This is a genomic window from Pseudomonas sp. RC10-4-2, assembly GCF_050433085.1.
Taxonomy (GTDB): domain Bacteria; phylum Pseudomonadota; class Gammaproteobacteria; order Pseudomonadales; family Pseudomonadaceae; genus Pseudomonas; species Pseudomonas aeruginosa.
Window position 1 is genome coordinate 1,190,603 of sequence record NZ_JBNPXX010000002.1, and the last position, 25,115, is coordinate 1,215,717.

General features: G+C 66.9%; 22 protein-coding genes. 19 read left to right on the forward strand and 3 right to left on the reverse strand.

Annotated features, from left to right (window positions below; genetic code table 11):
• Positions 1 to 165: 165 nt before the first annotated feature.
• Complete coding sequence (gene wapB / locus FHW81_RS13610; protein ID WP_073647917.1) at positions 166 to 1,158, forward strand: 1,2-glucosyltransferase WapB; 993 nt, start codon at positions 166 to 168, stop codon at positions 1,156 to 1,158.
• Positions 1,159 to 1,197: 39 nt separating this feature from the next.
• Here wapB and FHW81_RS13615 read toward each other — a convergent pair whose 3' ends face one another.
• The gene (locus FHW81_RS13615) at positions 1,198 to 1,998 is read right to left on the reverse strand and encodes an IclR family transcriptional regulator (protein ID WP_003120643.1); all 801 of its coding nucleotides are present in this window, start codon (positions 1,996 to 1,998) and stop codon (positions 1,198 to 1,200) included.
• Between the two features lie 157 nt (positions 1,999 to 2,155).
• On the opposite strand from FHW81_RS13615, the gene FHW81_RS13620 reads away from it, so the two are divergent.
• From FHW81_RS13620 to FHW81_RS13680, 13 genes are all read left to right on the forward strand, one after another.
• Positions 2,156 to 2,542: a Zn-ribbon domain-containing OB-fold protein gene (locus FHW81_RS13620; protein WP_003086280.1), complete on the forward strand. Its 387-nt coding sequence runs from the start codon at positions 2,156 to 2,158 to the stop codon at positions 2,540 to 2,542.
• Entirely contained in the window at positions 2,539 to 3,690 is a 1,152-nt protein-coding gene (locus FHW81_RS13625; protein ID WP_034054619.1) for a thiolase, read from the forward strand. The genes FHW81_RS13620 and FHW81_RS13625 overlap by 4 nt, the downstream gene beginning before the upstream one ends.
• Positions 3,691 to 3,799: 109 nt before the next feature.
• Positions 3,800 to 5,947 carry an acetate--CoA ligase family protein gene (locus FHW81_RS13630; RefSeq protein ID WP_034054621.1) on the forward strand — a complete coding sequence of 716 codons (2,148 nt, stop codon included), beginning with the start codon at positions 3,800 to 3,802 and terminating at the stop codon, positions 5,945 to 5,947.
• The gene (locus tag FHW81_RS13635; protein WP_003112540.1) at positions 5,931 to 6,797 is read left to right on the forward strand and encodes a MaoC/PaaZ C-terminal domain-containing protein; all 867 of its coding nucleotides are present in this window, start codon (positions 5,931 to 5,933) and stop codon (positions 6,795 to 6,797) included. Before FHW81_RS13630 ends, FHW81_RS13635 begins: the two co-directional genes overlap by 17 nt.
• 81 nt (positions 6,798 to 6,878) lie before the next feature.
• Complete coding sequence (locus tag FHW81_RS13640; protein ID WP_023090755.1) at positions 6,879 to 8,234, forward strand: MFS transporter; 1,356 nt, start codon at positions 6,879 to 6,881, stop codon at positions 8,232 to 8,234.
• 23 nt (positions 8,235 to 8,257) lie between these two features.
• On the forward strand, positions 8,258 to 8,665 hold the full coding sequence (locus FHW81_RS13645) for a PaaI family thioesterase (protein WP_019725930.1): 408 nt from the start codon (positions 8,258 to 8,260) through the stop codon (positions 8,663 to 8,665).
• A 140-nt stretch (positions 8,666 to 8,805) separates the two neighbouring features.
• On the forward strand, positions 8,806 to 9,870 hold the full coding sequence (locus FHW81_RS13650) for an acyl-CoA dehydrogenase family protein (protein WP_023090754.1): 1,065 nt from the start codon (positions 8,806 to 8,808) through the stop codon (positions 9,868 to 9,870).
• Positions 9,870 to 10,631, forward strand: coding sequence for an enoyl-CoA hydratase/isomerase family protein (locus tag FHW81_RS13655; RefSeq protein ID WP_003086299.1), 762 nt, complete (start codon positions 9,870 to 9,872; stop codon positions 10,629 to 10,631). Before FHW81_RS13650 ends, FHW81_RS13655 begins: the two co-directional genes overlap by 1 nt.
• 1 nt (position 10,632) lies before the next feature.
• Complete coding sequence (locus FHW81_RS13660) at positions 10,633 to 11,778, forward strand: acyl-CoA dehydrogenase family protein (protein ID WP_003123195.1); 1,146 nt, start codon at positions 10,633 to 10,635, stop codon at positions 11,776 to 11,778.
• Between the two features lie 40 nt (positions 11,779 to 11,818).
• Positions 11,819 to 12,736 (forward strand): SDR family NAD(P)-dependent oxidoreductase, encoded by a 918-nt coding sequence (locus tag FHW81_RS13665; protein ID WP_003123194.1) that lies wholly within the window; start codon positions 11,819 to 11,821, stop codon positions 12,734 to 12,736.
• A 15-nt stretch (positions 12,737 to 12,751) separates the two neighbouring features.
• Positions 12,752 to 13,738 (forward strand): NADH:ubiquinone reductase, encoded by a 987-nt coding sequence (locus tag FHW81_RS13670; RefSeq protein ID WP_004353331.1) that lies wholly within the window; start codon positions 12,752 to 12,754, stop codon positions 13,736 to 13,738.
• Between the two features lie 78 nt (positions 13,739 to 13,816).
• On the forward strand, positions 13,817 to 15,067 hold the full coding sequence (locus FHW81_RS13675; protein WP_003123192.1) for an OprD family porin: 1,251 nt from the start codon (positions 13,817 to 13,819) through the stop codon (positions 15,065 to 15,067).
• Positions 15,068 to 15,165: 98 nt separating this feature from the next.
• Positions 15,166 to 15,441: a zinc ribbon domain-containing protein gene (locus FHW81_RS13680; protein ID WP_010792073.1), complete on the forward strand. Its 276-nt coding sequence runs from the start codon at positions 15,166 to 15,168 to the stop codon at positions 15,439 to 15,441.
• A gap of 2 nt (positions 15,442 to 15,443) precedes the next feature.
• Here the strand turns inward: FHW81_RS13680 and FHW81_RS13685 are convergent, their stop codons facing one another.
• Positions 15,444 to 15,920 carry a GreA/GreB family elongation factor gene (locus FHW81_RS13685; RefSeq protein ID WP_003112531.1) on the reverse strand — a complete coding sequence of 159 codons (477 nt, stop codon included), beginning with the start codon at positions 15,918 to 15,920 and terminating at the stop codon, positions 15,444 to 15,446.
• 174 nt (positions 15,921 to 16,094) lie between these two features.
• Here FHW81_RS13685 and amaB point away from each other — a divergent pair, with 174 nt between their 5' ends.
• From amaB to rmuC, 5 genes are all read left to right on the forward strand, one after another.
• Positions 16,095 to 17,588, forward strand: a complete 1,494-nt coding sequence (amaB, locus tag FHW81_RS13690; protein WP_003086325.1) for an L-piperidine-6-carboxylate dehydrogenase — start codon at positions 16,095 to 16,097, stop codon at positions 17,586 to 17,588.
• 55 nt (positions 17,589 to 17,643) lie between these two features.
• On the forward strand, positions 17,644 to 18,930 hold the full coding sequence (gene amaA / locus FHW81_RS13695) for an L-pipecolate oxidase (RefSeq protein ID WP_003112529.1): 1,287 nt from the start codon (positions 17,644 to 17,646) through the stop codon (positions 18,928 to 18,930).
• Between the two features lie 72 nt (positions 18,931 to 19,002).
• Positions 19,003 to 19,371, forward strand: a complete 369-nt coding sequence (locus FHW81_RS13700; RefSeq protein ID WP_003086329.1) for an antitoxin Xre/MbcA/ParS toxin-binding domain-containing protein — start codon at positions 19,003 to 19,005, stop codon at positions 19,369 to 19,371.
• Between the two features lie 133 nt (positions 19,372 to 19,504).
• Entirely contained in the window at positions 19,505 to 20,260 is a 756-nt protein-coding gene (locus FHW81_RS13705; RefSeq protein ID WP_003112528.1) for an RES family NAD+ phosphorylase, read from the forward strand.
• Positions 20,261 to 21,027: 767 nt separating this feature from the next.
• Positions 21,028 to 22,389: a DNA recombination protein RmuC gene (gene rmuC, locus FHW81_RS13710; protein ID WP_003081943.1), complete on the forward strand. Its 1,362-nt coding sequence runs from the start codon at positions 21,028 to 21,030 to the stop codon at positions 22,387 to 22,389.
• A gap of 154 nt (positions 22,390 to 22,543) precedes the next feature.
• On the opposite strand, the gene quiP is transcribed toward rmuC, so the two are convergent.
• Positions 22,544 to 25,087, reverse strand: a complete 2,544-nt coding sequence (quiP, locus tag FHW81_RS13715) for an acyl-homoserine-lactone acylase QuiP (protein WP_003140632.1) — start codon at positions 25,085 to 25,087, stop codon at positions 22,544 to 22,546.
• Positions 25,088 to 25,115 lie beyond the last annotated feature (28 nt).

Sequence of the window (25,115 nt, forward strand, 5' to 3'; positions counted from 1 at the left end):
TCTGGGTGGTCGTCCCGCTCTGTCTGGGTTTCGTGGGTGCGCTGAGCGCGCATTTCTCCATTGCTTCCGATTTTCTGTCCTTCGAGCGCCGGGTCGGGCGACCTGCCGGTTTCGATGGTCGGGGCGGTTCTTCTTAGTATCCCGGCGCTTGAAGGCGCCGCGGATGTGTGGCCGAGCTGCATGGCACGGTTTCCTTCCAGCGGACAGCCAGGTTATCGGTTTGTGCCGAGTCCCGGAGCCGGGGCTGGGGAGGAAGAAATGCGACCGCTCGTTTCCGTCGTTTGCGCCTGTTTCAATATCTCGAAGTATCTGGACGAGGCGATTGCCAGCATCTACGCGCAGGGCTATCCCAATCTCGAGTTGATCGTGGTGGATGACGGATCCACGGACGACACCTATGAGCGTCTCGCCATGCTCCGCGAGCGTCACGGTTTCCAGCTCTACCGCCAGGCTAACCGAGGGGTGAGCGATGCGCTCAATCACGGTTTGCGTCATGCGCGGGGGGAGTTCGTGATGACTCCCGACCTCGACGACATTGTCCTGCCTGGAGTGCTCGACACGCGCGTCGACTACTTGCTTGCGCACCCCGAGGTCGGGTGCGTGGGCGGTTTCAATATCTGTATCGACAGTGCCGGTAACGAAGTGGCGCGAGACGGTTTCAGCGAGGGTTGTGTGGAGCGTTGGGGGTTCGATGCAGCATTGGCCGAGACCCTGGTGGTCATGCCGCTTACGGCGCTCTACCGCATGGACGCGATGAAGCGGGCGGATTTCTTCGACCCGTCGATTCGCGTGCAGGATTTCCAGATCACCCTCAGGATCGCGGCGCAGGGCTATGAAATTCATCGACTACCGGCCTACATGGGGCGTTATCGTCGGCATGGAAGCGGTCTGTCCGGCAGGTACAAGCTCAATTACGAGGCGGATATGCAAGCCATCGAGCCTTATCGGGCTCACCCGAATTATCGCCGGGCCCGGCAACTGATCCTGAACAAGGCGCTGAAGAAGGCTGTTGTCCAGGATGGGCGATATGCCTGGCAGCTGTTCCGCTCGGTGCCGCTGCGGGCGTGGGACCGGGTGACGCTGAAGCGATTCTGGCGCTTCCTCCGTTATCTGCCGGTCCTCGGGTTGAAAGGTGGTACCGACGTCGCGGGTCGATAACGGCGGGCCGGCTAATCGTTCAGTGGGTTGAATGTCATTTCAGGATTTCCCCTTCAGTGCCTCGCCCTGGGGAAATAGCGCGCGGCTCACGAAGCGCGCGGTATCCCGCAGGCTGGTGCCGATCCGTTCCAGGTCGTCGGGCTGGTGCTGGGCGCTGATGCCGATCGCGGAGATGGCGAAGCGCGGTTGTCCGTCGCGGTCGGTGATGGCGCTGGCGACCATGCTCACGCCGCGGTAAAGGTGTTCCTGGTCGATAGCCCAGCCGCGCTCGACGGCCTCGGTCGCTTCGGCCTGGTAGCGCTCGAAGCTCGGCGGATTTTCCCAGCGCACGCGGGTCAGTCGGCGGCGCAGTTCGTCCTCCGGCAGTTCGCGCAGGCCGGCAATGCAACGCCCGGCGGCGCCGACCAGTTCCGGCAGGCGCGTGCCGACGGCGACGTTGACGTGGGCGACGGGCGGCGCGGCAAGGGCGATGACGCGGATGTGCGCATCGTCGGTGACTTGCCACAGGGCGATGAGGATGTGGTGGGCAAGGCTTAGTCGCTCCAGCTCTGGCTGGATCAGGTCGGCATAGCTGCGTCCGACGAATCCTACGGCCAGTTCCGACAGGCCAAGGCCCAGTTGGTAGGTCTTGCCCGCATCGTCGAAGGAGGTCAGTCGTTCGTTGCTCAGGGTGCGCAGGATATTGAAGGCGCTGCTCGGGCTGATACCGGTGGCGCGAGCGATGGCGGCCACGCCTTGCGGTCCGTCGGCGTGGGCCAGGTGGCGAAGTATCTGAATGGCGTTCACTACCGCGCCGACATCTTTGCTGCTGGTGCCTTTGGTTGTGGCGTCCTTGGTCATTTTTCCTCTTTTCATTCAGTATTGTGATTGACATTCACGATAGTGAATATATTCTGGCCTTCCGGAACGTACAACCGGGGGCGGAAGCAGTATCCGGTTCGGCGTCCAGCGCGATGCACTTTGCAGCAAAGGTCGACAAGAACAAAGGAGAAACCTCGTGGCAGATCTTCCCGATGGCAGTACTCCGGGACCTGAGGCGCAGTACCTTGCGTTTCTCGCCCAGGGCCGTTTCATGTTGCAGCGCAGCCGTTCCAGCGGTCGCCATGTGTTCTACCCGCGCCAGTTGGTGCCGGGTAGCGGCGAGACTGATCTCGAGTGGGTTCCCGCCAGCGGCCTGGGTACGCTCTACGCGATCACTGTCAATCGCTCCCGCGGCGGCAATCACAATGTCGCGCTGGTCGACCTGGACGAGGGCGTGCGCATGATGTCGCGGATCGACGGGCACCAGAGCCTGCCGATCGGCACCCGTGTGCAGGCGCGCATCGTCGAGCAGGATGGTGCCAATGTCGTGGTGTTCGTTCCCCACCAGGAGGGACGACCATGAGCGCAGCCATCCGTGGCAAGACCGCCATCGTCGGCATCGGTAGCGCCGGCGTCGGCGAGGCGCCGGGCTACAGCGCCATCGAACTGCTCGGCCAGGCGTCGCTCAGGGCCATTGCCGATGCCGGCCTGAAGCTTTCCGACATCGACGCGATCTTCGCAGCCACCAGCTCCCATGCCTTTCCCACCTTGTCGGTCGCCGAATACCTCGGCATCCGCCCGAAATTCGTGGATGGCACCAATATTGGCGGCTCCAGTTTCGAGCTGCACCTGCTGCAGGCCACTTTGGCACTGGAGGCCGGTCTCTGCGACGCTGCGCTGATCTGCTACGGCTCCAACCAGCGAACCGCCGGCGGCCGCCTGGTATCGATGAGCGAGCCACAATGGCACGAGACGCCCTACAAGCCGCGCCACCCGATCACCGCCTATGCCCTGGCGGCCAGCCGGCACATGCACCAGTACGGCACCACACGCGAGCAGCTCGCCGAGGTGGCGGTCTCTGCCCGGCAATGGGCCAACCTGAATCCCGAGGCGTTCGCCCGCGGACCGTTGAGCGTCGATGACGTCCTTGCCGCGTGGATGGTCAGCGACCCGCTGAGCGCCGCCGACTGCTGCCTGGTCACCGACGGCGGCGGCGCCTGCGTGGTAGTGCGCGCCGAGCGCGCCCGCGACTTGCCCAATGCGCCGGTGTACTTCCTTGGCGCGGCCGGAGCGCAGTGGCATCGCTCGATCGTGTCGATGCCCGACCTCACCGTGACGGCGGCCTCGGAAAGCGCTCCGCGAGCCATGCAGATGGCCGGTGTGCGGCACGGCGACATCGACCTGGTGATGCTCTACGACGCCTTTACCATCAACACCCTGCTGTTCCTCGAGGACCTGGGATTCTGCGCCAAGGGCGAGGGCGGCCCATTCGTCCAGGGCGGACGCATCGCGCCCGGCGGCGAGTTGGCGGTGAACACCAACGGTGGCGGGCTGTCCTGCGTGCATCCGGGGATGTACGGGATGTTCCTGATCATCGAGGCGGTGACCCAGCTCCGCCGCCAGGCCGGCGAGCGGCAGTTGGCCAAGGCCGACGTGGCGTTGCTGCACGGCAACGGCGGCACGCTGTCCAGCCAGGTAACCGCGTTGCTCGGTACCGGCGACACGCTCTAGACCCCTGGCCGACAGGCCTTCCGGGCGCTGCCGTGGCGGCGTCCCGCGGGCGCGCTCGCCCGCGAGAAGGTTGTCGTGCCGGCCACAGACAAACGGATCAGGTGAACCCATGTCAGCGAACCACTCGCAACAGCTCATCGACGCTCCCCGTTTCGCCAGTCTTACTCCATTGATCGAACCACGCTCGGTCGCGGTGATCGGCGCTTCCAGCGACCCGACCCGCATCGGTGGCCGACCCATCGCCTACATGCTGCGCCATGGCTATGCCGGGCAAATCCTCCCGGTCAATCCGAACCGTGCTGAAATCCAGGGGCTACCGGCCTTCGCCAGCGTCGCGGAGCTGCCGCAGGCACCGGACGCGGCCATTGTCGCGGTGCCTGCGCCTCAGGTGCTGGAGACCGTCCGGGCACTGGGCCGCCAGGGGGCGCGCAGTGCCATCGTGTTCTCTTCCGGATTCAGCGAGGTCGGCGAGGCCGGCGCGGCGATGCAGGATGCGGTGGTAGCCGCTGCCCGCGAGTACGGTATGCGTCTGCTCGGTCCGAATGCGCTGGGCGCGTTCAACAGTAACCTCGGTTACTACGCGTTCTTCTCCACCAGCCTGGAACGTGGCGTACCGCTGCCCGGCCGGGTAGGCATCGCCACCCAGTCCGGCGCCTACGGCGCGCACCTGCTCGGCATGGCGCGCCAGCGCCGCCTGGGAACCCCTATCTGCGTGGCCACCGGTAACGAGGCCGACGTCACCCTGGGCGACAGCATCGGCTGGCTGGTGGAGTCGCCGGAGATCGACGTGGTGATGGCCTACGCCGAATCCATCCGCAACGTCGACAGCTTCCTCGCCGCCCTGGAGGCCGCGCATCGCGCCGGCAAGCCGGTGATCCTGCACAAGGTCGGGCGCAGCGCCCTGGGTAGCCGCGCGGCGCTGTCCCACACCGCTTCGCTGGCCGGCGACGACAAGGTGCTGGACGCCGTGCTGGGCGACTATGCGGTGATCCGCGCCAGGACCACCGAGGAACTGATGGACATCGCCTACCTCGCCACCCGGCGTATCTATCCGGTGGGCAACAGCCTCGGCATGATCACCGTCAGCGGCGGCGCCGGGATCATCGTCAGCGATGTCGCCGAGGAAGTCGGCCTGCCGATGCCGCCGATGCCGGACATGGCCCAGGAGCGGCTGAAGGCACGGCTGTCCTTCGCTTCGCCGATCAACCCGGTGGACTGCACCGCGCAGGCCCTGAACGACCTGACGCTGGTGCGCGACTTTACCGAGTCGATGGTGGTCGACGGTGGCTACCGTTCGCTGCTCGCCTTCTTCACCCAGGCCGGCACCGCCGCCTCCATCGGCGCGCGTCTGGCCGAGCAGTTCCGGCGGATCAAGGAGGCTCATCCCGAGCGTCTGTTCGTGGTCTCGGTGATGGGCGAGGGGGAGGAGCTGGCACCCTACGAGGAGGCCCGCTTCGCACTGTTCGAAGACCCCACCCGGGCGGTAGTGGCGATCCAGGCCATGGGGCGGCTCGGCGAAGCCTTCGCCCGGCCGTTGCGCCTGCGCCGGCCTGCCGGCGGGCTACAGTTGCCCGCCTCCACGCCCGGCGAAGCCGAGGCCAAGCGCCTGCTGGCGCGCGCCGGTATCGAGTCCGCCGCCGAGGCGGTGCTGGGCAGTGCCGAAGAGGCGGTTGCCTTCGCCGAGGGCATCGGATACCCGGTGGTGCTGAAGCTCGCCTCGGCGGACATCCAGCACAAGTCGGAAATCGGCGGCGTGCTGCTTGGCGTAAGCGATGCGGACGCGGTACGCGCCGGTTTCCAACTGCTCCTGCGCCGGGCCGCCGAGAAGGCGCCGCAGGCGCGTCTCGATGGCGTCCTGGTGGCGCGCCAACTGCAGGGCGGGGTGGAGTGCTTCATGGGGATCCAGCGCGATCCGCTGTTCGGCCCGGTGGCGTTGTTCGGCCTGGGCGGGATCTTCGTCGAAGTGCTGCAGGACGTGGTGTTCCGCCGCTGCCCGTTCGAGGTCGACGAAGCCGAGGCGATGATCCGTAGCATCAGAGGCGCGCCGCTCCTGTTCGGCGCGCGTGGCCGGCCGCGGGCCGACGTCGCGGCGCTGGCACGGCTGCTGTCGAATCTCTCGCGGTTCGCCTGGGAGGCGGGAGAGCGCTTGCGCTCGGTGGACCTCAACCCGGTCATCGCCTTGCCGGAGGGCCAGGGCGCCTGGGCGGTGGATGCGGTGTTGGAGGTCGAGGAGGTGGCCGATGGCGCTCGATCCTGAGGTGCTCCTGAACTACCCGATCCCCGAAGTACGCCAGCGCTACAGCCGGCGCGACAGCGCCTTCTACGCATTGAGCCTCGGTCTGGGCGGCGACCCGCTGGACGAGCGCCAACTGGCCTACGTCGATCCGTGCCGCGATCTCCAGGCATTGCCGTGCATGGCCCTGGTGCTCGGTCATCCGGGCTTCTGGCTGGGCAATCCGGCGACTGGCGTGGACGCGCTGCGCCTGGTTCACGGCGAGCAGCGCCTGGAGTGGCGGCGGCCGTTGCCGGCGGAAGGCGAGGTGATCGGCCGGACCCGGGTCACCGGTCTGGTAGACAAGGGCGCCGACAAGGGCGCGCTGCTCTACAGCGAGAAGGTGCTCAGCGACGCGCTCAGCGGCGAGGTGCTGGCTGTCGCCCGCAGCACCACCTTCCTTCGCGGCGACGGCGGCTTCGGTGGTTCCCGGCAGGTGCCGGAAACGCCGCATCGCTTGCCTGAACGGACACCCGACCTGCGACTCGACCTGCCGACCCGTCCGGAGCAGGCCCTGTACTACCGCCTCAACGGCGACGACAACCCGCTCCACGCGGAGCCCGCGGCAGCGCTGCGGGCCGGCTTCCCGCGGCCGATCCTGCATGGCCTGTGCACCCTCGGCGTGGCATTCCACGCGGTGTTGCGCGGGCTCGCCGACTACCGCGCGGGGCAACTGGGACATCTGCAGGTGCGTTTCTCGGCTCCGGTGTTTCCCGGCGAGACCTTGCGTACCGAGATGTGGAGCGACGGCTCGTTCCGCACTCGCGTCGTCGAGCGCGATGTGGTGGTGCTGGACAACGGCCGGGTAGGTCCGCCGCCAGAGCGGCCGGACTGAAGCGAAGGGCGGCGGCGCGAGGGAACGACCGTCGGGCTGCCGTGAAGATCAACCGAAATCCTGCTTGCGAGAACAAGAATAATGAATGCAACCGCGCTTTCCCCGAACCCGGCGCCGGCCATTTCCCGGCGCACCATGCTGATCGCCTTCGTCTTCTGCTTCCTCGGCCTGCTCGCCGACGGCGTCGACCTGATGTTCCTGGCCTACAGCCTCAACAGCCTGAAGGCCGAATTCGGCCTGAGCAACTTCGAAGCCGGCTCCCTCGGCAGCCTGACTCTCGCCGGCATGGCCGTCGGCGGCATCTATGGCGGCTGGTGCTGCGACCGCTTCGGCCGGGTGCGAGTGGTGACCTGGACCATCGTGCTGTTCTCCATCGGTACCGCGTTGCTGGGGCTGACCCAGAACTACTGGCAGTTCGCGCTGATCCGCTTCGTCGCCTCGCTCGGCCTCGGCTCGCTGTTCGTCGCCTGCAACATCCTGATGTCCGAGTGCGTCGGAACCAGGTACCGCACCACCATCCTCGCCGCCATGCAGGCCGGCTGGACCGTGGGCTACCTGGTGGCGACCCTGCTGGCGGGGCAGATCATCCCCGAGTTCGGCTGGCGCGTCTTGTTCTTCACCGCCGTGGCGCCGGCGCTGGTCTGCCTGGCCCTGCGGCCCTGGGTGCCGGAGTCGCCGTCCTGGCTCGCGGCCCAGGCCGGGCGCCAGCGTCCCGGCGCGGCTCCGCAGAGCCACGCCGAGGCTGGCGGCGCCGGCCCGCTGGGACGGATGCTGGGCGATCCGGAAACGCGCGGCATGTTCCTGCTCTGGAGCCTCACCTCCTGCTTCCTGCTGTTCGGCTACTACGGCACCAACAACTGGATGCCGTCCTACCTGGAGAGCGAGTTGGGGATGAACTTCAAGTCGATGACCGGCTACATGGTCGGCACCTACAGTGCGATGATCCTCGGCAAGGTCGCCGCCGGCGTCTGCGCCGATCTCTTCGGCCGGCGCCTGACCTTCGCCGCCGGGGCCATCGGCAGCGCCGCCTTCATGCCGTTGATCGTGTTCTACCACTCGCCCTCCAACATCCTCTGGATCCTCATCACCTTCGGCTTCATCTACGGCGTTCCGGTTGGGGTGCTGGCCACCTACATGACCGAGAGCTTCTCCACCCGCGTCCGCGGCTCGGCGGTGGGCACCGCCTACAACCTGGGGCGTATCGGCGCGGCGGTGGCGCCCGCCGGCATCGGCCTGCTGGCCACCCACGTGTCGATCGGCGCGGGTTTCCTGGTGATGGGCATCACCTACGTGCTCACCGGACTGATCCCGGCGCTGTTCATTGCGGACCGGCTCTACGACCCGAACCTCGAGTCCCGCGATGCCGAGAGCGCTTCCCGACGGCAAGCGCCGGGCAGTGCCGGGGATACCGCCGAGCGGCGCGCGGCCAAGGCCTGATCCTGCGGAAGGAGTGCACATCCATGAGTTCTTTTCCACGACAGCCAGCGGCGGAGCAACGGCCCGCCAGCTTCCAGGAGTTCATCGGCCTCGAGCGCTGGACCGATGCCGGCGGGGTGGCGCGGGTGCGCCTGGGGCATCGCCCGGAACTGATGAACTACCTGCAACAGTTCCATGGCGGGGTGTTGATGTCGGTGCTGGACGCCGCCATGGCCCAGGCGATCCGTGCCTGCCTGCCGGACTGCTCGATGGTGACCATCGACATGGCTACCCACTTCATGGGGAGCGCCCGCGGCGAGCTTCGTGCGGTTGGCAGGGTGGTGCGACGGACCCGCACGATCTGCTTCTGCACGGCGGAAATCTGCAACGAGGACGGCGAGGTCATCGCCATGGCCTCGGGCAGCTTCAGGTACCGCGCGGCTAAGCCGTAGCGGAGTTCCGGCGGCGCGGCAGCGGAGCCATCCGTCGCGCGTCCGGACCACGGCCTGCGCGGTCGCTCCGCGCGGACAAGCCGGCGCCGCCCGTGCAGATGACGAACGGGCGGTCGGCGTATCGACAGGAGGGCGAACAGATGAGTGAGCAAGACGAGTGGGCCGGCGAGCGCGAGCAGCGTCTGCGGATGATCCGCGACAGCGCGGCTTCGCTGGTGCCGCGCGACGGCGACCTGACCCGCGTGCGCCGCGGTCGTTTCACCGGTAGCGGGGTGGACCGCCAGGCCTGGCGCGAGGTCTGCGCCATGGGCTGGCCGGCGCTGCGCCTGGATGAAGCGTTGGGCGGCAGCGGCCTGGGCATGAGCGAATACGCGGCGTTGCTGGAGGCGCTGGGGCGCGGCCTGCTGCCCGAGCCGCTGATCGAGGCCGGGCTGGTGGCGCCGCTGCTGCCGGAAGACGAGCGCGTTGCGTTGCTGGCCGCTGAGCGGCTGGTCCTGCCGGCGGGCATCGCCTACCGCGATGGGCGGCGACGCCCTCGTATGCAGCAAGGGCGGTTGCACGGCGAAGTCGCTCACGTACATCTGGCTGGTGCCGCCGATGCCTGGCTGGTGGCCTGCGAGCAGGGCCTGGCGCTGGTCGAGCGCGATGCCGATGGCGTGGAACTGCTCTGCGAGGCGACCCAGGATGGCGCTCACCTGGCGCGCCTGCGTTTCCGCGATGCGCCGGCACGGTGGTTGTCCGGCGAGGTAACGGAACAGGTTCTGGACGAGGCAGCGCTGGCCTGCGCGGCCTATCTGGTCGGACTGATGGATGGCGCCTTCGAGCGAACCCTGGAGTACCTCAAGGTACGTCGCCAGTTCGGCCGCGAGATCGGTAGTTTCCAGGCGCTGCAGCACCGCATGGTCGACCTGAGGATCCAGATCGAACTGTCGCGCGCCATGGTCGAGCAGGCCGCCGCCGCGATCGATGCCGGGGCGTCGGAAAGCGAGCGCCAGCGGCAGGTTTCCAGCGCACGGGCACGGGCCTCGGAAGCGGCTCTGCTGGTGACCCGCCAGGCCATCCAGTTGCACGGCGGCATCGGCTACACCGACGAGGCGGACATCGGCCTGTTCCTGCGCCGCGCCATGGTACTGCTCAATGCCCACGGCTCGCTGGCGTTCCACAAGGCGCGCTACGCCGCGCTGCTACAGCGGGAGGTGGCCTGATGAGCGGTTTGTTGCAGGAAACGCGCGGCACGGTGCGCCTGTTGCGCTTCGACAACCCGGCCCGGCGCAACGCACTGTCGCCGGCGCTGCGCATGGAATTGCTGCGGGCCCTGGAGGCGGCCGAATGCGACCCATCGATCCGCAGCGTGCTGCTGACCGGTGGCGAAGAGGTGTTCTGCGCCGGCGGCGACCTGGGCGACATGCGGGTGACCGAGTTGGCCGCCGGCAGGGCGCGAATGCAGGACAACGCGCGGCTGGTGCGGCAGATGGTGCGCATGGGCAAGCCGCTGATCGCCGCGGTCGAGGGCTGGGCGGTGGGGGCCGGGCTGTCCGTGGCGCTGGCCTGCGACAGCATCGTTTGCGGCGCCGGCGCCCGCTTCGCCGCCGGCTTCGGCAAGGTCGGGCTGCTCGCCGACCTCGGCCAGTTGCATACCTTGCCGGCGCGCATCGGTTGGGGGCGGGCACGGCAGATCCTGATGTTCGGCCAGGTGGTAGAGGCCGAGGAGGCACTGCGCATCGGCCTGGCCGACCGCCTCTGCGCCGCTGGCGGCGCCTTGGCGATGGCGCTGGAGCTGGCCGGGCGGGTGGAGCAGCAGGCGCCGTTGCCCCTGGCGATGACCAAGGCGTTGCTCGCCGAGGGCCTTGACCTATTGCTGGAGCGGGAGGGCGAGTTGCAGAGCCAGTTGTTTCTCAGCGCCGACCACGCCGAGGGCAAGGCGGCCTTTCTCGCCAAGCGTCCCCCCGTATTCAGAGGAAACTGAGATGAGCGACTACGACAGTCTCGATGACAACGCCTTTCGCCTGATGGTCCGTGAGTGGATCGCCGCCAACTATCCGCAGCGCATCCGCAATCCGCCCCGTCGCCTGGGGCGCGAGGAAACCCGCGAGTGGTACCTGCTGTTGTCGCGCCAGGGCTGGCTGTGTCCCGGCTGGCCCAGGGAGTACGGCGGCATGGGGCTGAGCGCCGGCAAGCAACTGATCATGATGGAGGAAATGGAGGAGTACGGCTGCGCGCGCCTGCCCGACAGCGGCGTGACCATGCTCGGCCCATTGTTGATCCGCTATGGCGACGAGGCGCAACGGGCGCGCTTCCTGCCGCGCATTCTCAGCGGCGAAGACATCTGGTGCCAGGGCTACAGCGAGCCTAACGCCGGCTCCGACCTGGCCAGCCTGCGCACCGAGGCGCGCCTGGAAAACGGCGAGTGGGTGATCAACGGACAGAAGACCTGGACCACCATGGGCTCGGAGGCCAACTGGATCTTCCTGCTGGTCCGCACCGAGCGCAGCGCCAAGGCGCAGCACGGCATCAGCTTCCTGCTGGTGCCGATGGACAGCCCGGGCATCGAGGTGCGGCCGATCCTCAACCTGGAGCTGCACGGCGAGTTCTGCGAAGTGTTTTTCAACGACGTGCGGGTGCCCTACGACAGCCTGGTCGGCGGAATCAACCAGGGTTGGAGCATGGCCAAGGCGCTGCTCGGTTTCGAGCGGATCTTCCTCGGTTCGCCCAAGCAGTCCACCTTCGCTCTCCAGCGCCTGGAGCGCCTGGCCCGGCACCTGGGACTGTGGCACGACCCTCTGTTCGTGCGCCGCTTCGCCGCGCTGAGCATGGACCTGGACAGCCACAAGGCGCTCTACGAGCGTTTCGCCGAACGCCTGCGGCGTGGGGAGAGCCTCGGCCCGGAGGTATCCATGCTGAAGATCTTCCAGTCCGAACTGTTCCAGCGCATCAGCGAGCTGGGCCTGGAGGTCGCCGGGGAGGATTCGGCCCTGCTGCAGCCCTTCGCCGAAGACCCCGAGTTGCATCCGGCGGGGATCTTCATCCAGTCGCGGCCGACCACCATCTACGGCGGCAGCAACGAAATCCAGCGCAACATCCTGGCCAAGAGCGTCCTCGGCCTGCCGGGCTGAGCGCAACCGAACGACATCCACGGGACGAAGAGGATTACCCATGAGCAGCAGACTCAATGAAGGCAAGGTCGCGATCGTTACCGGCGCGGGCGGCGGCATCGGCCGCGAGATCGCCCTGGCCCTGGCCGATTCCGGGGCACGGGTGGTGATCAACGATATCGGCGTATCGCTACAGGGCGAGGGCGGGTCGGCCTCGCCGGCCGAAGAGACCCTTGGCCTGATCCGCCAGCGAGGCGGCGAAGGTCTGATCAACACCGACAGCGTCGCCGACTGGGACAGCGCGCGGCGTATCGTCGAATGCGCCATGGACGGTTTCGGGCGTCTGGATATCGTGGTGAACAACGCTGGCATCCTGCGCGATGCGATCTTCCACAAGATGAGCGCCGACGACTGGCTGTCGGTGATCAATGTCCATCTCAACGGCAGCTTCTTCGTCAGCCGGGCCGCCGCCGAACGCTTCCGTACCCAGCAGGCCGGCGCCTTCGTACACATGACCAGCACTTCCGGGCTGATCGGCAACTTCGGCCAGGCCAATTATTCCGCGGCCAAGCTGGGCATCGTCGCCTTGAGCAAATCCATCGCCCTCGACATGCAGCGCTACAACGTGCGTTCGAATTGCATCGCGCCGTTCGCCTGGAGCCGGATGACCGACTCGATCCCGGCCGCAACCCCGGAGCAGAAGGCCCGCGTCGACAAGCTGCAGCGCATGACCCCCGAGAAGAACGCGCCGCTGGCCGTCTACCTGGCGTCCGACGCCGCCCGCGAGGTCACCGGCCAGGTGTTCGCCGCGCGTCACCACGAACTCTTCCTGATGAGCCAGAGCCGGCCGCTGCGCAGTGTGCATAGCGAGCACGGCTGGACCCCGCAGAGCATCGCCGAGCACGGCATGCCGGCGTTGCGCGGCAGCTTCATGGACCTGGCGCGCAGCCCGGACGTGTTCTCCTGGGACCCGATCTGACCGAGGAGGCAATCCATGGGCGTGTTCAGGACCCGTTTCACCGAGACCTTCGGCGTCGAACACCCGATCATGCAGGGCGGCATGCAGTGGGTCGGCCGTGCCGAGATGGCTGCGGCGGTGGCCAACGCCGGTGGCCTGGCGACGCTGTCGGCGTTGACCCAGCCGAGCCCGGAGGCACTGGCTGCGGAGATTGCCCGCTGCCGCGAGCTGACCGATCGGCCGTTCGGGGTCAACCTGACCTTGCTGCCGACGCAGAAGCCGGTGCCCTATGCCGAATATCGCGCAGCCATCATCGAGACGGGAATCCGCGTCGTCGAAACCGCCGGCAACGACCCCGGCGAGCACATCGCCGAATTCCGTCGACACGGCGTCAAGGTGATCCACAAGTGCACCGCCGTGCGCCATGCGCTCAAGGCCGAGCGACTGGGCGTGGACGCCGTCTCCATCGACGGCTTCGAGTGTGCCGGCCACCCGGGCGAGGACGACATCCCCGGCCTGGTGTTGCTGCCGGCCGCGGCCAACCGGCTACGCGTGCCGATCATCGCCTCCGGCGGTTTCGCCGATGGACGTGGCCTGGTCGCGGCGCTGGCGCTGGGCGCCGACGCGATCAACATGGGCACGCGCTTCCTGGCCACTCGCGAATGTCCGATACACCCTGCGGTGAAGGCGGCGATCCGTGCGGCCGACGAGCGTTCCACCGACCTGATCATGCGTTCCCTGCGCAATACCGCGCGGGTGGCGCGCAACGCGATCAGCCAGGAAGTACTGGCGATCGAGGCACGCGGCGGCGCCGGCTACGCCGATATCGCCGCGCTGGTCAGCGGCCAGCGCGGTCGCCAGGTGTACCAGCAGGGCGATACCGACCTGGGGATCTGGTCGGCCGGCATGGTCCAGGGCCTGATCGACGACGAACCGGCCTGCGCCGAGTTGCTCAGGGACATCGTCGAGCAGGCGCGCCAACTGGTGCGTCAACGCCTGGAGGGCATGCTCGCCGGGGTCTGATCCGCTCCGCCACGGCGGTCGCGGCAGGGAGTGGCCGCGGCGCCGTGTCTATCCACTGACGACGAAGAGACAACAACAATGAAAATTCTTCCCGTTCCGATGCTGGCCGCGGGGCTGGCGTTGCTGCCGTCGTTCGCCCAGGCGGAGTTTTTCGCCGACGGCAAGGCCGGCCTCGAACTGCGCAATTTCTATTTCAATCGCGACTATCGCCAGCCCGGCGCCAGCCAGTCCTATTCGGAGGAGTGGGCGCAGGGTTTCCTGTTGCGCTACGAGTCCGGCTACACCGAGGGGCTCTTCGGCCTGGGCATCGATGCGCTGGGCCTGCTGGGCGTCAGGCTGGACTCCTCGCCAGAGCGATCCGGTAGTGGTCTGTTGCCGTATTCGACGAGCGACCGGCGCGCCGCCCACGACTATTCCAGCCTGGGCCTGACCGCCAAGCTACGGGTCTCGCACAGTACGCTGAAGATCGGCAGCCTGATGCCCAGGCTGCCGGTGGTGCAGTTCAACGACACGCGCCTGCACCCGCAAACCTTCCAGGGTGGACTGCTGGAAGTGAACGAGATCGACGGGCTGGCGCTGCAGTTTGGCCAGTTGCGCCAGGTCAAGCAGCGCGACTCGACCAACGCCGAAGACCTCGGCATCACCCGCGGCAACAAGCGCAACGTACTGGCGGGCCGGCACCCCGGCAGCGACCGCTTCGACTTCGCCGGCGGTACCTACCGCTGGAGCGAGCGCCTGAGCAGCAGCTACCACTACGCCAACCTGGAGGATTTCTACCGCCAGCATTATCTCGGCGTGCAGCACCTCTTGCCGCTCACCGATGACCAGTCGCTGAAGTCCGACATCCGCTGGGCGCGTTCCACCGACGAGGGCGGCAGCCGCGTCGACAATCGCGCGCTGAATGCGCTGTTCACCTATCGCCTGGGTGGCCACGCCTTCGGCCTCGGCTACCAGCGCATGTCCGGCGACAGCGGCTTCGCCTACCTGGCCGGGACCGATCCGTATCTGGTCAACTTCGTGCAGATCGGCGATTTCGCCAACAAGGACGAGCGCTCCTGGCAGTTGCGCTACGACTACGACTTCGCCGCCATCGGCCTGCCCGGCCTGACATTCATGAGCCGCTACCTGCGTGGCGAACACATCGACCTTCTGGACGGCGGTGGGCGCGGCAAGGAATGGGAGCGGGACACCGATATCGCCTACCTGGTGCAATCGGGGCCGCTGAAGAACCTGGGGATCAAGTTGCGCAACGGCACCTTCCGCAGCGATTTCGGCAACGACATCGACGAGACCCGGCTGATCGTCAGCTACGCGTTGCCGCTGTGGTGAAGCGGACTTGAGTTTCCCGATGTTTCCGCGCCATTGACCCTGTAGTGGCTACAGCCTTTTCACTGGAAGCCGTCAGATCCAGACGAGAGGGTTGTGCCATGGGGTTCTTCGAACGGTTGTTGATGGGTGGGCGTCATCATGGACAGGGCGGTGGTCATCACGGCGGCGGTCATCACCGCGGTCAGGGCGGCTATCCGCCGGCGCCAGTCGCGGCGGGAATGGCCTGTCGCGCCTGCCGCACCGCGAATGCGGCGACGGCACGATTCTGCCAGGGCTGCGGCGGCGCCCTGGCGCCGCTGCGCTGTATCGCCTGCAGCGCCGATCTCGCGGCGGGCGCGAAGTTCTGCGGCGCCTGCGGTGCGCCGCAGCAGTAGCCTCAGTCGACGGCGAGGATTTCCACCGCAAGGGGGGAGTCCTTCGCCCCGGTCTCGTCGCCCGGGTGCCTGCCGATCAGGCTCTGGCCCAGTGGCGAGCGAGGCGTGATGACCAACACCTCGCGACCTTCGCAATCGATCTTCAGCCCGGCCGCCTCGGGGCCGAGGAACACTGTTCGCCGGCTGCCGTCGGCGTTCAGCAGGGTGACCAGCGCGGTGAGCTGGATGCCCTGTTCCTCGTCGAAATCGCGCAGCACCAGGTTGCGGTACAGGCCCAGCGCCTGGCGGATCTCCTCGACCCGGCGCGACTGCCCGGCGGCCAGGTAGGCCGCTTCCAGGCCGAGGGTGTCGTACTTGTTCTCGGCGACGTTCTCTTCGTGGGTTGCCGTCTCATGGGCGGTCTGCGCGGCGCGGACGGCGACTTCCAGGTCCGCGGCGAGCTTTTCCGTGATCAGGCGCAACAGCTTTTTCTTGTCCATGTCGGGTAGGCGGGGGCTGGCCGGCGAAGGCGTGCATGGTACGGGAAACACGGCGGATCGCGACAGCTCGGAGCCAGTATGAAAACTCGGAATGACGTGGCGAATAAAGGTCGTTTGTCGCTACCGGGCAAACCGACTAAAACGAGCGGAAACGAACAGCCAGGAGAACCTCACATGATCGACGGATTGCTGCGCAGTCTCGGCCTCGACCCCAATGCCTTTCGCGATGGCGAGCTTGCCGTGCATACCCCCATCGACGGCAGTCGCCTGGCTGCGGTGCGACTGGAGGGGCGCGCCGCCGTTGCCGCCAAGGTCGAGCGCGCCGAACAGGCGTTCCGCGCCTGGCGCCAGGTGCCGGCGCCGCGCCGTGGTGAACTGGTGCGGCTGTTCGGCGAGGAATTGCGTCGGCACAAGGCCGAACTCGGCGAACTGGTGTCCTGGGAGGCGGGCAAGATCACCCAGGAAGGCCTCGGCGAAGTCCAGGAAATGATCGATATCTGCGACTTCGCGGTGGGCCTCTCGCGCCAGTTGTACGGTCTTACCATCGCATCCGAGCGTCCCGGCCACCACATGCGCGAGACCTGGCACCCGCTGGGCGTGGTAGGCGTGATCAGCGCGTTCAACTTCCCAGTCGCGGTGTGGTCGTGGAATACCGCGCTGGCGCTGGTCTGCGGTAATTCCGTGGTCTGGAAGCCTTCGGAGAAGACCCCCCTCACCGCACTGGCCTGCCAGGCACTGTTCGAGCGTGCCGCGCGGGCCTTCGGCGGCGATGCGCCGGCGCACCTGAGCCAATTGCTGATCGGCGACCGCGAGGCCGGCGAAGCGCTGGTGGACGACCGTCGCGTCGCCCTGGTCAGCGCCACCGGCAGCACTCGCATGGGGCGCGAAGTGGCGCCGCGGGTGGCGGCGCGTTTCGCTCGCTGCATCCTCGAACTGGGCGGCAACAACGCGATGATCCTGGCGCCAAGCGCCGACCTCGACCTGGCGGTGCGCGGCATCCTGTTCGGCGCGGTGGGCACCGCCGGGCAGCGCTGCACCACCTTGCGCCGGTTGATTGCCCATGAGTCGGTGAAGGACGAGATAGTCGAGCGCCTCAAGGCAGCCTATTCCAGGGTCCGTATCGGTCATCCGCTGGAGGGCAACCTGGTCGGGCCGCTGATCGACGAACGCAGCTACCTGGCCATGCAGGACGCCCTGGCGCGAGCCCGCGAGCAGGGGGGGCGGGTGTTCGGCGGCGAGCGGCAATTGCAGGAGCGCTATCCGGATGCCTACTACGTGTCGCCGGCCATCGTCGAGATGCCGGGACAGACCGAAGTGGTGCGCACGGAGACCTTCGCACCGATCCTGTACGTGGTCGGCTACCGCGATTTCGACGAGGCCCTGCGCCTGAACAACGAGGTTCCCCAGGGACTGTCGTCGTGCATCTTCACCACCGACCTGCGCGAGGCGGAACTGTTCCAGGGCGCGGCGGGCAGTGACTGCGGGATCGCCAACGTCAACATCGGCACCAGCGGGGCGGAAATCGGCGGGGCGTTCGGCGGCGAGAAAGAGACCGGCGGCGGCCGCGAGTCCGGCTCGGACGCCTGGAAGGCCTACATGCGACGGCAGACCAACACCGTCAACTATTCCCGCGAGCTGCCGCTGGCACAGGGCATCACCTTCGATTGAACGGGGCGCGGCGGGCTCCCGCCGCATGGCAATGAGGCTGGCAGCGGAGTCGCGCATGGGCGGTTTGCAGCAACGGTGTCTGTGGGAAGTGGTTACGCCTCGCCTGTCCGGAGCGGCGAGCCTGAACGGCGAGCAGCGCGCCGACGTATGTGTGATCGGCGCCGGTTTCACCGGGCTTTCGGCGGCGCTCCACCTGCTGGAGGCCGGCCGTTCGGTGTGCGTGCTGGAAGCGTACGAGGTCGGCCACGGCGGGTCGGGACGTAATGTCGGATTGATCAACGCCGGCACCTGGATTCCCCCGGACGAGGTGGTCGCCACCCTCGGCGCCGAGCAGGGAGAAAAGCTCAACGCCGTGCTGGGGCGGGCGCCGGCGCTGGTGATGGAGACCATCGAACGCCTCGGCATCGATTGCCAGTTGCGCCGCGAGGGCACCCTGCACATGTCGCACAACGCCAGCGGCGTGGCCGATCTGCAACGCCGTCACGCGCAGTGGACGCGCCGCGGCGCTCCGCTGGAGTTGCTGACCGGCGCGGCTTGCCACGAGGCCTGCGGCACCCGGCGAATCAGCGCGGCGTTGCTCGACCGACGCGCCGGCACTCTCAATCCCATGGCCTATTCGCGCGGACTGGCCACCGCCGTCGTACAGCGGGGTGGGCAACTGTACCAGCGCTCGCCGGTGCTCGCCCTGGAGCGGCAGGGCGCGCTGTGGGCGGTGCGCAGTAGCGCGGGGGCGGTACTGGCGGAACAGGTGGTGATCGCCTCCAACGCCTATACCGAGGGCGAGTGGACCAACCTGAGGCGGCACTTCTTTCCCGGCTACTACTACCAGGTGGCTTCGGCGCCGCTGCACGGCGCCGCGGCCGAGCGCATCCTGCCTCACGGCCAGGGTTCCTGGGACACCAGGACGGTGCTCAGCAGCATTCGTCGCGATGCCCAGGGTCGCCTGTTGCTGGGAAGCCTCGGCAATGGCGCGAACAAGCCCGCCTGGTTCCTGCGGCAATGGGCCGATCGAATCCAGAGCCATTACTTTCCCGACCTGGGCCAGGTCAACTGGGAGTACAGCTGGACGGGTTGCATCGCCTTCACCCCCGATCATCTGATGCGCCTGTTCGAGCCTGCGGAAGGCTTGCTGGCGGTGACCGGCTACAACGGACGCGGCGTGACCACCGGTACGGTAGTGGGCAAGGCGTTCGCCGACTACTTGCTGAGCGGCGAGCGAGCGACATTGCCGTTGCCGTTCAGTGACATGAAGCCCGTCCCCGCGGCCAGGCTGCGCAGTTGCGCCTACGAGATGGGTTTTTCTCTCTATCACGCCGGTCAATGCTTGCGCGTGGTTCTCTAGGCTCGACCGAATCAAGGTGTGTTTTCAGCAAAATAATGATAGTTTGTTGTAAACACACATGAGGAGGTCGTCATGAGCGCTCTCATCAAGGAACGTCCCAGCGCCGATGCCGTCCTGGCCAAGGCCGTCCTGGCCGCGCGCGAGCAATTGGGGCTGACGCAGCTCGAACTGGCCGGCATCGTCGGCGTCGATCGCAGCGCCATCAGCCGCTGGAAGACCCAGGGCCTGCGGGTGGACAGCAAGACCGGCGAGCTGGCTCTGCTGCTGGTGCGAGTCTATCGCGCACTGTATGCCCTGTTCGGCGGGCAGCAGGAGGACATGCGCCACTTCCTGCGCACTCCCAACCATCACCTGGCGGGCGAGCCGCTGGCACTGATGGGACAGGTGCAGGGCCTGGTTCATGTGCTGGAATACCTCGATGCGATCCGCGGCAAGGTCTGATACCCGGCGCGCCTGTACGGGGCCTACGCCTGTCACGGAAAAGGCTGGCAGCCAGAGGCGACACGCCTGGCTGAATGGAGACTGCGGTGCCGCTACGCTGGCATCCGACACCACAGGAAGCGAGGGGCGGAAGGTGAGCGAGATCTGGCGACAGTGCAAGGGTGAGCGGCATATCCGACCGCTCCAGGGGCGCCTGGTGCGGTTGGTGGAGAGCCAGGAGCAGGTGGCGACCCTGCAATTGGTCGACACCCTGGAAGAACAGGCGTTGCTCGAGGAACTGCTCGAGTCGAGCAAGCCGCCGGTGCCGGCGGATGCCGAGCCATTGCATTACCTGTTGAAGACCCCGTTCCGTTATCCGCCCTTGCGCTGGGGGTCGCGGTTTGGCCGTCGCCACGAGCCAAGCCTGTTCTACGCCGCGTTGAAGCTGGAAACGGCCATGGCCGAAAGCGCGTATTACCGTTGCGTCCTGTGGAGTGGCATGGTGGTGCCGCCACCGAGCGGGAGGATTCTGTCCGAGCACGCTTCGTTCGAGGCGGGCTGGAAGGTGGAGCGGGGAATCCGTCTGCAGGCGCCGCCTTTCTCCGATCACGAGGCTGCGCTGACCGACATCGCCGACTACCGCGCTCCCCAGGAACTGGGAAGTGCCATGCGCAGCGCCGGGGTGCAGGCATTCGAATACCGTTCGGCGCGTTGCCCGGAGCGCGGCTGCAATGTCGCCCTGTTCACGCCCGCGGCCTTCACCGAAAAGCGTCCTCGCAACCTGACGCCCTGGCTGTGCGAAACCACGGCCGGTTACGTGGCCTTCAAGCCGGCGCATGTGCCGGGGTCGCCGAAAATCTTCTCCTGGGAGCTGTTCCTGGTGGACGGAAAGTTGCCGCATCCGGCGTGAGTGGAGGGGGCACGGTTGCCAGCGATCCGGGGGCGCCGTCTGAAGGCCGCCACCTGCCGGTTGGGCAGGGCTGGCCTGCATGCCCCGAGGGAAAGAGTGGCTGAGGATTTCGAACGGCATTGCCCTGCAATGGGGCGGCAAGAGGCTTCGGCGAAAATTTGTGCACAAATGGAAAGCAGCTTGTCAAGGGTTGAGAGCGTTAGGCTCTAAACGCTTGATTTTTCATGTTTGAAACGTAACTTATTGAAAAATAACGATAAAAATAGTTGGTGAAAAAATCGTCAATCTGTCCCATAGCCCCACTCCATCGGGGGTTCGGCAGTTTTTTAGGGGCTTTTCCACTGGGTTATCCACAGGATCTGTGGATTTCCCAAGCGCTTGCTCGACAGCACATCGCACGCTCCAAGGCAAGCCCTGTAGCCGCGACAAAAATGCCGTGGAAGCAGAAATGTCCCGGCGGCGAAGGGCGCAGGGCGATGGTTTCCGTTATGGAAGTATCTGAAATGTCCTGCGCATGGGGTACGCACAGCTCGGAAGCGGAGTGCTCGTTCGGCGCGGCGCTATTCGCTCGACGGTCTTTTCCCAAGAACCTAGAATCCGCTGCACGCGCGCCTGCCAGGCGGGTGTTGCGTCGTTTTCCGCTGGAGTGCCCCATGCCCGTCGATCTACCGAACCTGTTGCTTGGCCTGCTGGCTGCCGCGATTCCCCTGGCCGGCCTGGCATGGCAGCTACAGAGAAGGGCCAGCCTGGCGGAGCGCGAGATAGCCTTGCTCGGCGAGCGACTGGCGACCGCGCAACTGGCCCAGGACGGGCTGAATGCGCAGTTGGAGACCAGTAGGGAGGCTTACCAGCAACTCGGCGAGCGCCATGCCAGGCTCTCCGGCGAGGTCGCCGCGCTGCGTCGGGAAGCCGAGTTGATGGGGGAGGAGCGGCAACGGGCGTCCCAGGCGGAGGCACGTTGGGCCAGCGAGCGCCAGGGCCGGGAAGAGGAAGTGCGTCGCCTGGCTTCCGAACGGGCTGCGCTGGCTGCGGAACTTCGCGAGCAGCAGGAAAGCCACCAGCAGCGCCTGACCGACCTGCAGTCGGCCCGCGACGAGTTGCGGGCACAGTTCGCCGAACTGGCGGGAAAGATCTTCGACGAGCGCGAACAGCGTTTCGCCGAGACCAGCCAGCAGCGCCTGGGGCAGATGCTCGATCCACTGAAGGAGCGCATCCAGGCGTTCGAGAAGCGGGTGGAGGAAAGCTACCAGCAGGAAGCGCGCGAGCGTTTCTCCCTGAGCAAGGAACTGGAGCGTCTGCAGCAGCTCAACCTGCGCCTGGGCGAGGAAGCGACCAACCTGACCCGCGCGCTCAAGGGCCAGAAGACCCAGGGCAACTGGGGCGAACTGGTGCTGGAGCGGGTGCTCGAGCATGCGGGCCTGGAAAAAGGCCGGGAATACGAGACCCAGGTCAGCCTGAAGGGCGCCGAGGGCGAACGCTTCCAGCCGGACGTGCTGATCCGCCTGCCCGGCGACAAGCAGGTGGTGGTGGATGCCAAGGTCAGTCTCACGGCCTACCAGCAGTACATCGCCGCTGACGACGATCTGCTGCGCCAGCAGGCGCTGAAGCAGCACGTAACGTCGTTGCGCAACCATGTGAAAGGCCTCTCCGGCAAGGACTATCGACGCCTGGAAGGGTTGCACAGCCTCGACTTCGTCCTGCTGTTCATGCCGATCGAGGCGGCTTTTTCGACGGCCCTGCAGGCCGAGCCGAACCTGTTCCAGGACGCCTTCGCGCAGAATATCGTGATCGTCAGCCCGACCACCCTGCTGGCCACCCTGCGGGTAATCGACAGCCTCTGGCGCCAGGAGCGGCAGAACCAGAATGCGCGGGAAATCGCCGAACGTGCCGGTTCGCTGTATGACAAGTTCGTGCTCTTCGTCCAGGACCTCGATGAGGTCGGTTCGCGCCTGCAGCAACTGGACAAGGCCTATGCCGCGGCGCGCAACAAGCTCACCGAGGGACGTGGCAACCTGATCAGTCGCAGCGAGCAACTCAAGCTGCTCGGTGCCCGCGCCAGCAAGAGCCTGCCGACGGACTGGCTGGACCGGGCGCTGGTGGCGCCCGTGGAAGAGGCCGGAGAGGAGTGAGATCGGTTCGATCCCGTGCCCGGGCTTTCGAGAAAACGGAGGCTTTCCGGGAGGGGGATAAAAGAAGGGCGTCCGGAAGGACGCCCTGAAGATGATCATGGAGTAAGTCGGCTGTTCAGAGCCACGGCGCGGAGGAAAGTTCCGCGCCGTCCGTTCAGCGAGCGGGAGTGAGCGTCAGCCGCTTGTTGCCGTAAACGCGATCGAGGTTCTGTGGCTGGAACGGGAAGCTGACGTAGCGCCCCTTGAGCCAGGCGTCGATACCGTCGGCGTAGTGCGGGCTGGCCGGATTGCCGGATTGGCCGCTGCTGTTCACGCCGATCATCGGTTCGCTCTGGCCGAAGTCGACGATCAGCCGCATCGCCGGGATCAGCCAAGTGTCGAAGTCCTGGCCCCAGCCGTAGGCCGATACGTCCAGCGTGGTGTGGTCGCCGCCGGCCGGATAGGGCCCGCGATCGAGATAGCCCTTGATCGCGCCGAGTCCGGCGCGCTCGCCGGCGCCCAGGTAGGGGGCCATTTTCGAGCTGTCGCTCCGCCATTCGTAGGTGTGCAGCTTGCCCCATTGCCAGGCCTTGCGCTCGCTCCCCAGTCGCTGTTCGCAGAACTCCACGGCGGCGGCGAGGCTGCGCGCGAGGATTGCCGGCTTGTCCTCCTTCTGCGGAGTGCGGGTATCGTCCCAGAACGGACTGTCGTCGCGCCCGAGCAGGTGGTCGGCTTGCGCCGAGTAGGAGAGGTTGGCGGTCTCGACGAAGGCTTTCCAGGCAGGGCCGTCCTCCGGTCCTAGCTCGTCGAGGAATATCTGCCTGGCGCTCTCGTGGAGGAAGGCGCCGTACAGCGCGGCGTCGCTGGAGCTGGCTGTCAGCTTGCCGTCGAACGCCATCAGCCGGTCGTAGGCCTCCCGCGCCCGGCTGCGTTGCGCCTCCGGCAAGGCGTCGATGGCCTGGCGCAGCGGCGCCGCCATGCCGGGATTGTCGAACATGGCTTGCAGCTTGGCGACGAACAGCGAGGTCTGGTCGTACTGCATGCGGATCATGCTCTGGGTGTCGTGGCTCTTGCTGGCACCGGCGAGCTGGGCGATGCGCTCGGCGCGCTCCGGGTAGTACCAGGAATTGGACAACTGGGCGCCGTAGCCGGGCTGCACGGTGCGGTGGTTGGCGGTACCCAGCCAGCCCTGCTGCGGGTCCTGGTCGGAGGGGTGGAGGATCGGGTCGGCATAGCCATCCCAGTCGTAGCGGCCGTCCCAGCCAGGGGAGGGCAGCAGGCCGCGACCCTCCTTGCGGTTCGGATAGCGTCCGGTGACCTGCCAGCCGATGTGCTTTTCGTCGGCGAACACGATGTTCAGCGGCATCGCGCGAATCTCGCGGGTGGCGTCGAAGGCCTGCTCGATGGTCTTGGCCCGCGACAGGTCGAAGAAGCCGTCCAGGGTCTTGTCGGCTTCCTGCTGGATGCTCCGGTAGGCCAGTCCGTAGCCGCTCTTCAGCGGCAGCGGCTGGAGGATGTTCTTGCGCTCGCCCAGGGCGCTGTTGAGCAGCGGGCCATGGCGGGTTTCGTGGATGACCTCGCGGATCGGCCGCTGGCCCTTGATGAAGAAGGTTTCCTGGCGTTCGCGGGTTGGCTGCCACTTGCCGTCGGCCAGGTAATAGAGCCGGTTGCCCTGGCGTCGCAACTGTTCCAGGTAGAGATCCTGGTTGTCGCCCAGGACCATGGTCATGCCCCAGGCCAGCTTGCCGTTGAAGCCCGCCACCACGCCCGGCAGACCGGCGATGGAAACGCCCGCGGCCTGGTACTTGGGCGAGCGGATCTGCACGTAGTTCCACACCGACGGCATGCTCAGCGGCAGGTGGGTGTCGTTGGCCATCAGGCTCTTGCCGCTGCGGCTGCGTTGCGGCGCGATAGCCCAGTTGTTCGAGGCGGCGACCCCGAGCATGCTCAGCGCTGCGACCTGCCGCGCCGCGCCCTCGACGCCCGCGAGGCCGGGAACCTGCCCGTCCAGGCGCAGGCCCTTGAGCTTTTCCGCCTCGTCGAACGGCAGGTTTTCGTCGGGGTAGGTCGGCGTCAGCCAGGCCAGCTTGTCGCTGCCGACCTTCTGCGCGAGCGTCAGCGAGGCGATTTCTTCCTGCAGGTTCACCGCCAGGCCGAAGTTGAGCAGGGCGAAGACCAGGGCCGAGTCCTCGGGCTTCCAGTATTCCGGACGGTAGCCGGACTGGGCCAGGTCCATCGGCAGCTTGTCGCGATAGCGATACAGGTAGGCGTTGACCCCGCGCGCGTAGACCTCGAAGAAGCGTTGCAGGCGCGGCGAGGCGTTCCTGTACTGGATCTCCGCGGCCTGGCGCAGGTTCACGGTACGCATGAAACGGTCGATCTCCAGCGCGCCGGGGCCGACCATCTCGGCCAGCCGTCCCTGGGCCAGCAGGCGCAGGCTGACCATCTGGCTCAGGCGGTCGGAGGCGTGTACGTAGCCCAGGGCGAACAACGCGTCATGGAAGGTGCCGGTTTCGATCAGTGGCATGCCCAGCGCGTTGCGCCGGATCGATACGTTTTGCGCCAGGCCCTTGATCGGTTGCACGCCGGAGGTCGGCGGCAGGCTGTCGGCGTAGCGATCGTCGAGCCAGGACTGGCAACCGGCCAGGCCCAGGAGGGTGCCGAAGGCCGCGGCGGCGCCGCAACGGGGAAGAAAACGCATGAAGGCTGGCGAGGCCATGGGGTGGGGGCTCCTGCGGGAGTGGTCG

Bases quoted from the DNA above. Each gene is read 5' to 3' on its own strand.
- FHW81_RS13615 (WP_003120643.1), bottom strand. From the start codon at position 1,998: ATGACCAAGGACGCCACAACCAAAGGCACCAGCAGCAAAGATGTCGGC.
- FHW81_RS13625 (WP_034054619.1), top strand. From the start codon at position 2,539: ATGAGCGCAGCCATCCGTGGCAAGACCGCCATCGTCGGCATCGGTAGC.
- FHW81_RS13630 (WP_034054621.1), top strand. From the start codon at position 3,800: ATGTCAGCGAACCACTCGCAACAGCTCATCGACGCTCCCCGTTTCGCC.
- FHW81_RS13635 (WP_003112540.1), top strand. From the start codon at position 5,931: ATGGCGCTCGATCCTGAGGTGCTCCTGAACTACCCGATCCCCGAAGTA.
- FHW81_RS13640 (WP_023090755.1), top strand. From the start codon at position 6,879: ATGAATGCAACCGCGCTTTCCCCGAACCCGGCGCCGGCCATTTCCCGG.
- FHW81_RS13645 (WP_019725930.1), top strand. From the start codon at position 8,258: ATGAGTTCTTTTCCACGACAGCCAGCGGCGGAGCAACGGCCCGCCAGC.
- FHW81_RS13650 (WP_023090754.1), top strand. From the start codon at position 8,806: ATGAGTGAGCAAGACGAGTGGGCCGGCGAGCGCGAGCAGCGTCTGCGG.
- FHW81_RS13655 (WP_003086299.1), top strand. From the start codon at position 9,870: ATGAGCGGTTTGTTGCAGGAAACGCGCGGCACGGTGCGCCTGTTGCGC.
- FHW81_RS13660 (WP_003123195.1), top strand. From the start codon at position 10,633: ATGAGCGACTACGACAGTCTCGATGACAACGCCTTTCGCCTGATGGTC.
- FHW81_RS13665 (WP_003123194.1), top strand. From the start codon at position 11,819: ATGAGCAGCAGACTCAATGAAGGCAAGGTCGCGATCGTTACCGGCGCG.
- FHW81_RS13670 (WP_004353331.1), top strand. From the start codon at position 12,752: ATGGGCGTGTTCAGGACCCGTTTCACCGAGACCTTCGGCGTCGAACAC.
- FHW81_RS13675 (WP_003123192.1), top strand. From the start codon at position 13,817: ATGAAAATTCTTCCCGTTCCGATGCTGGCCGCGGGGCTGGCGTTGCTG.
- FHW81_RS13680 (WP_010792073.1), top strand. From the start codon at position 15,166: ATGGGGTTCTTCGAACGGTTGTTGATGGGTGGGCGTCATCATGGACAG.
- FHW81_RS13685 (WP_003112531.1), bottom strand. From the start codon at position 15,920: ATGGACAAGAAAAAGCTGTTGCGCCTGATCACGGAAAAGCTCGCCGCG.
- amaB (WP_003086325.1), top strand. From the start codon at position 16,095: ATGATCGACGGATTGCTGCGCAGTCTCGGCCTCGACCCCAATGCCTTT.
- amaA (WP_003112529.1), top strand. From the start codon at position 17,644: ATGGGCGGTTTGCAGCAACGGTGTCTGTGGGAAGTGGTTACGCCTCGC.
- FHW81_RS13700 (WP_003086329.1), top strand. From the start codon at position 19,003: ATGAGCGCTCTCATCAAGGAACGTCCCAGCGCCGATGCCGTCCTGGCC.
- quiP (WP_003140632.1), bottom strand. From the start codon at position 25,087: ATGGCCTCGCCAGCCTTCATGCGTTTTCTTCCCCGTTGCGGCGCCGCC.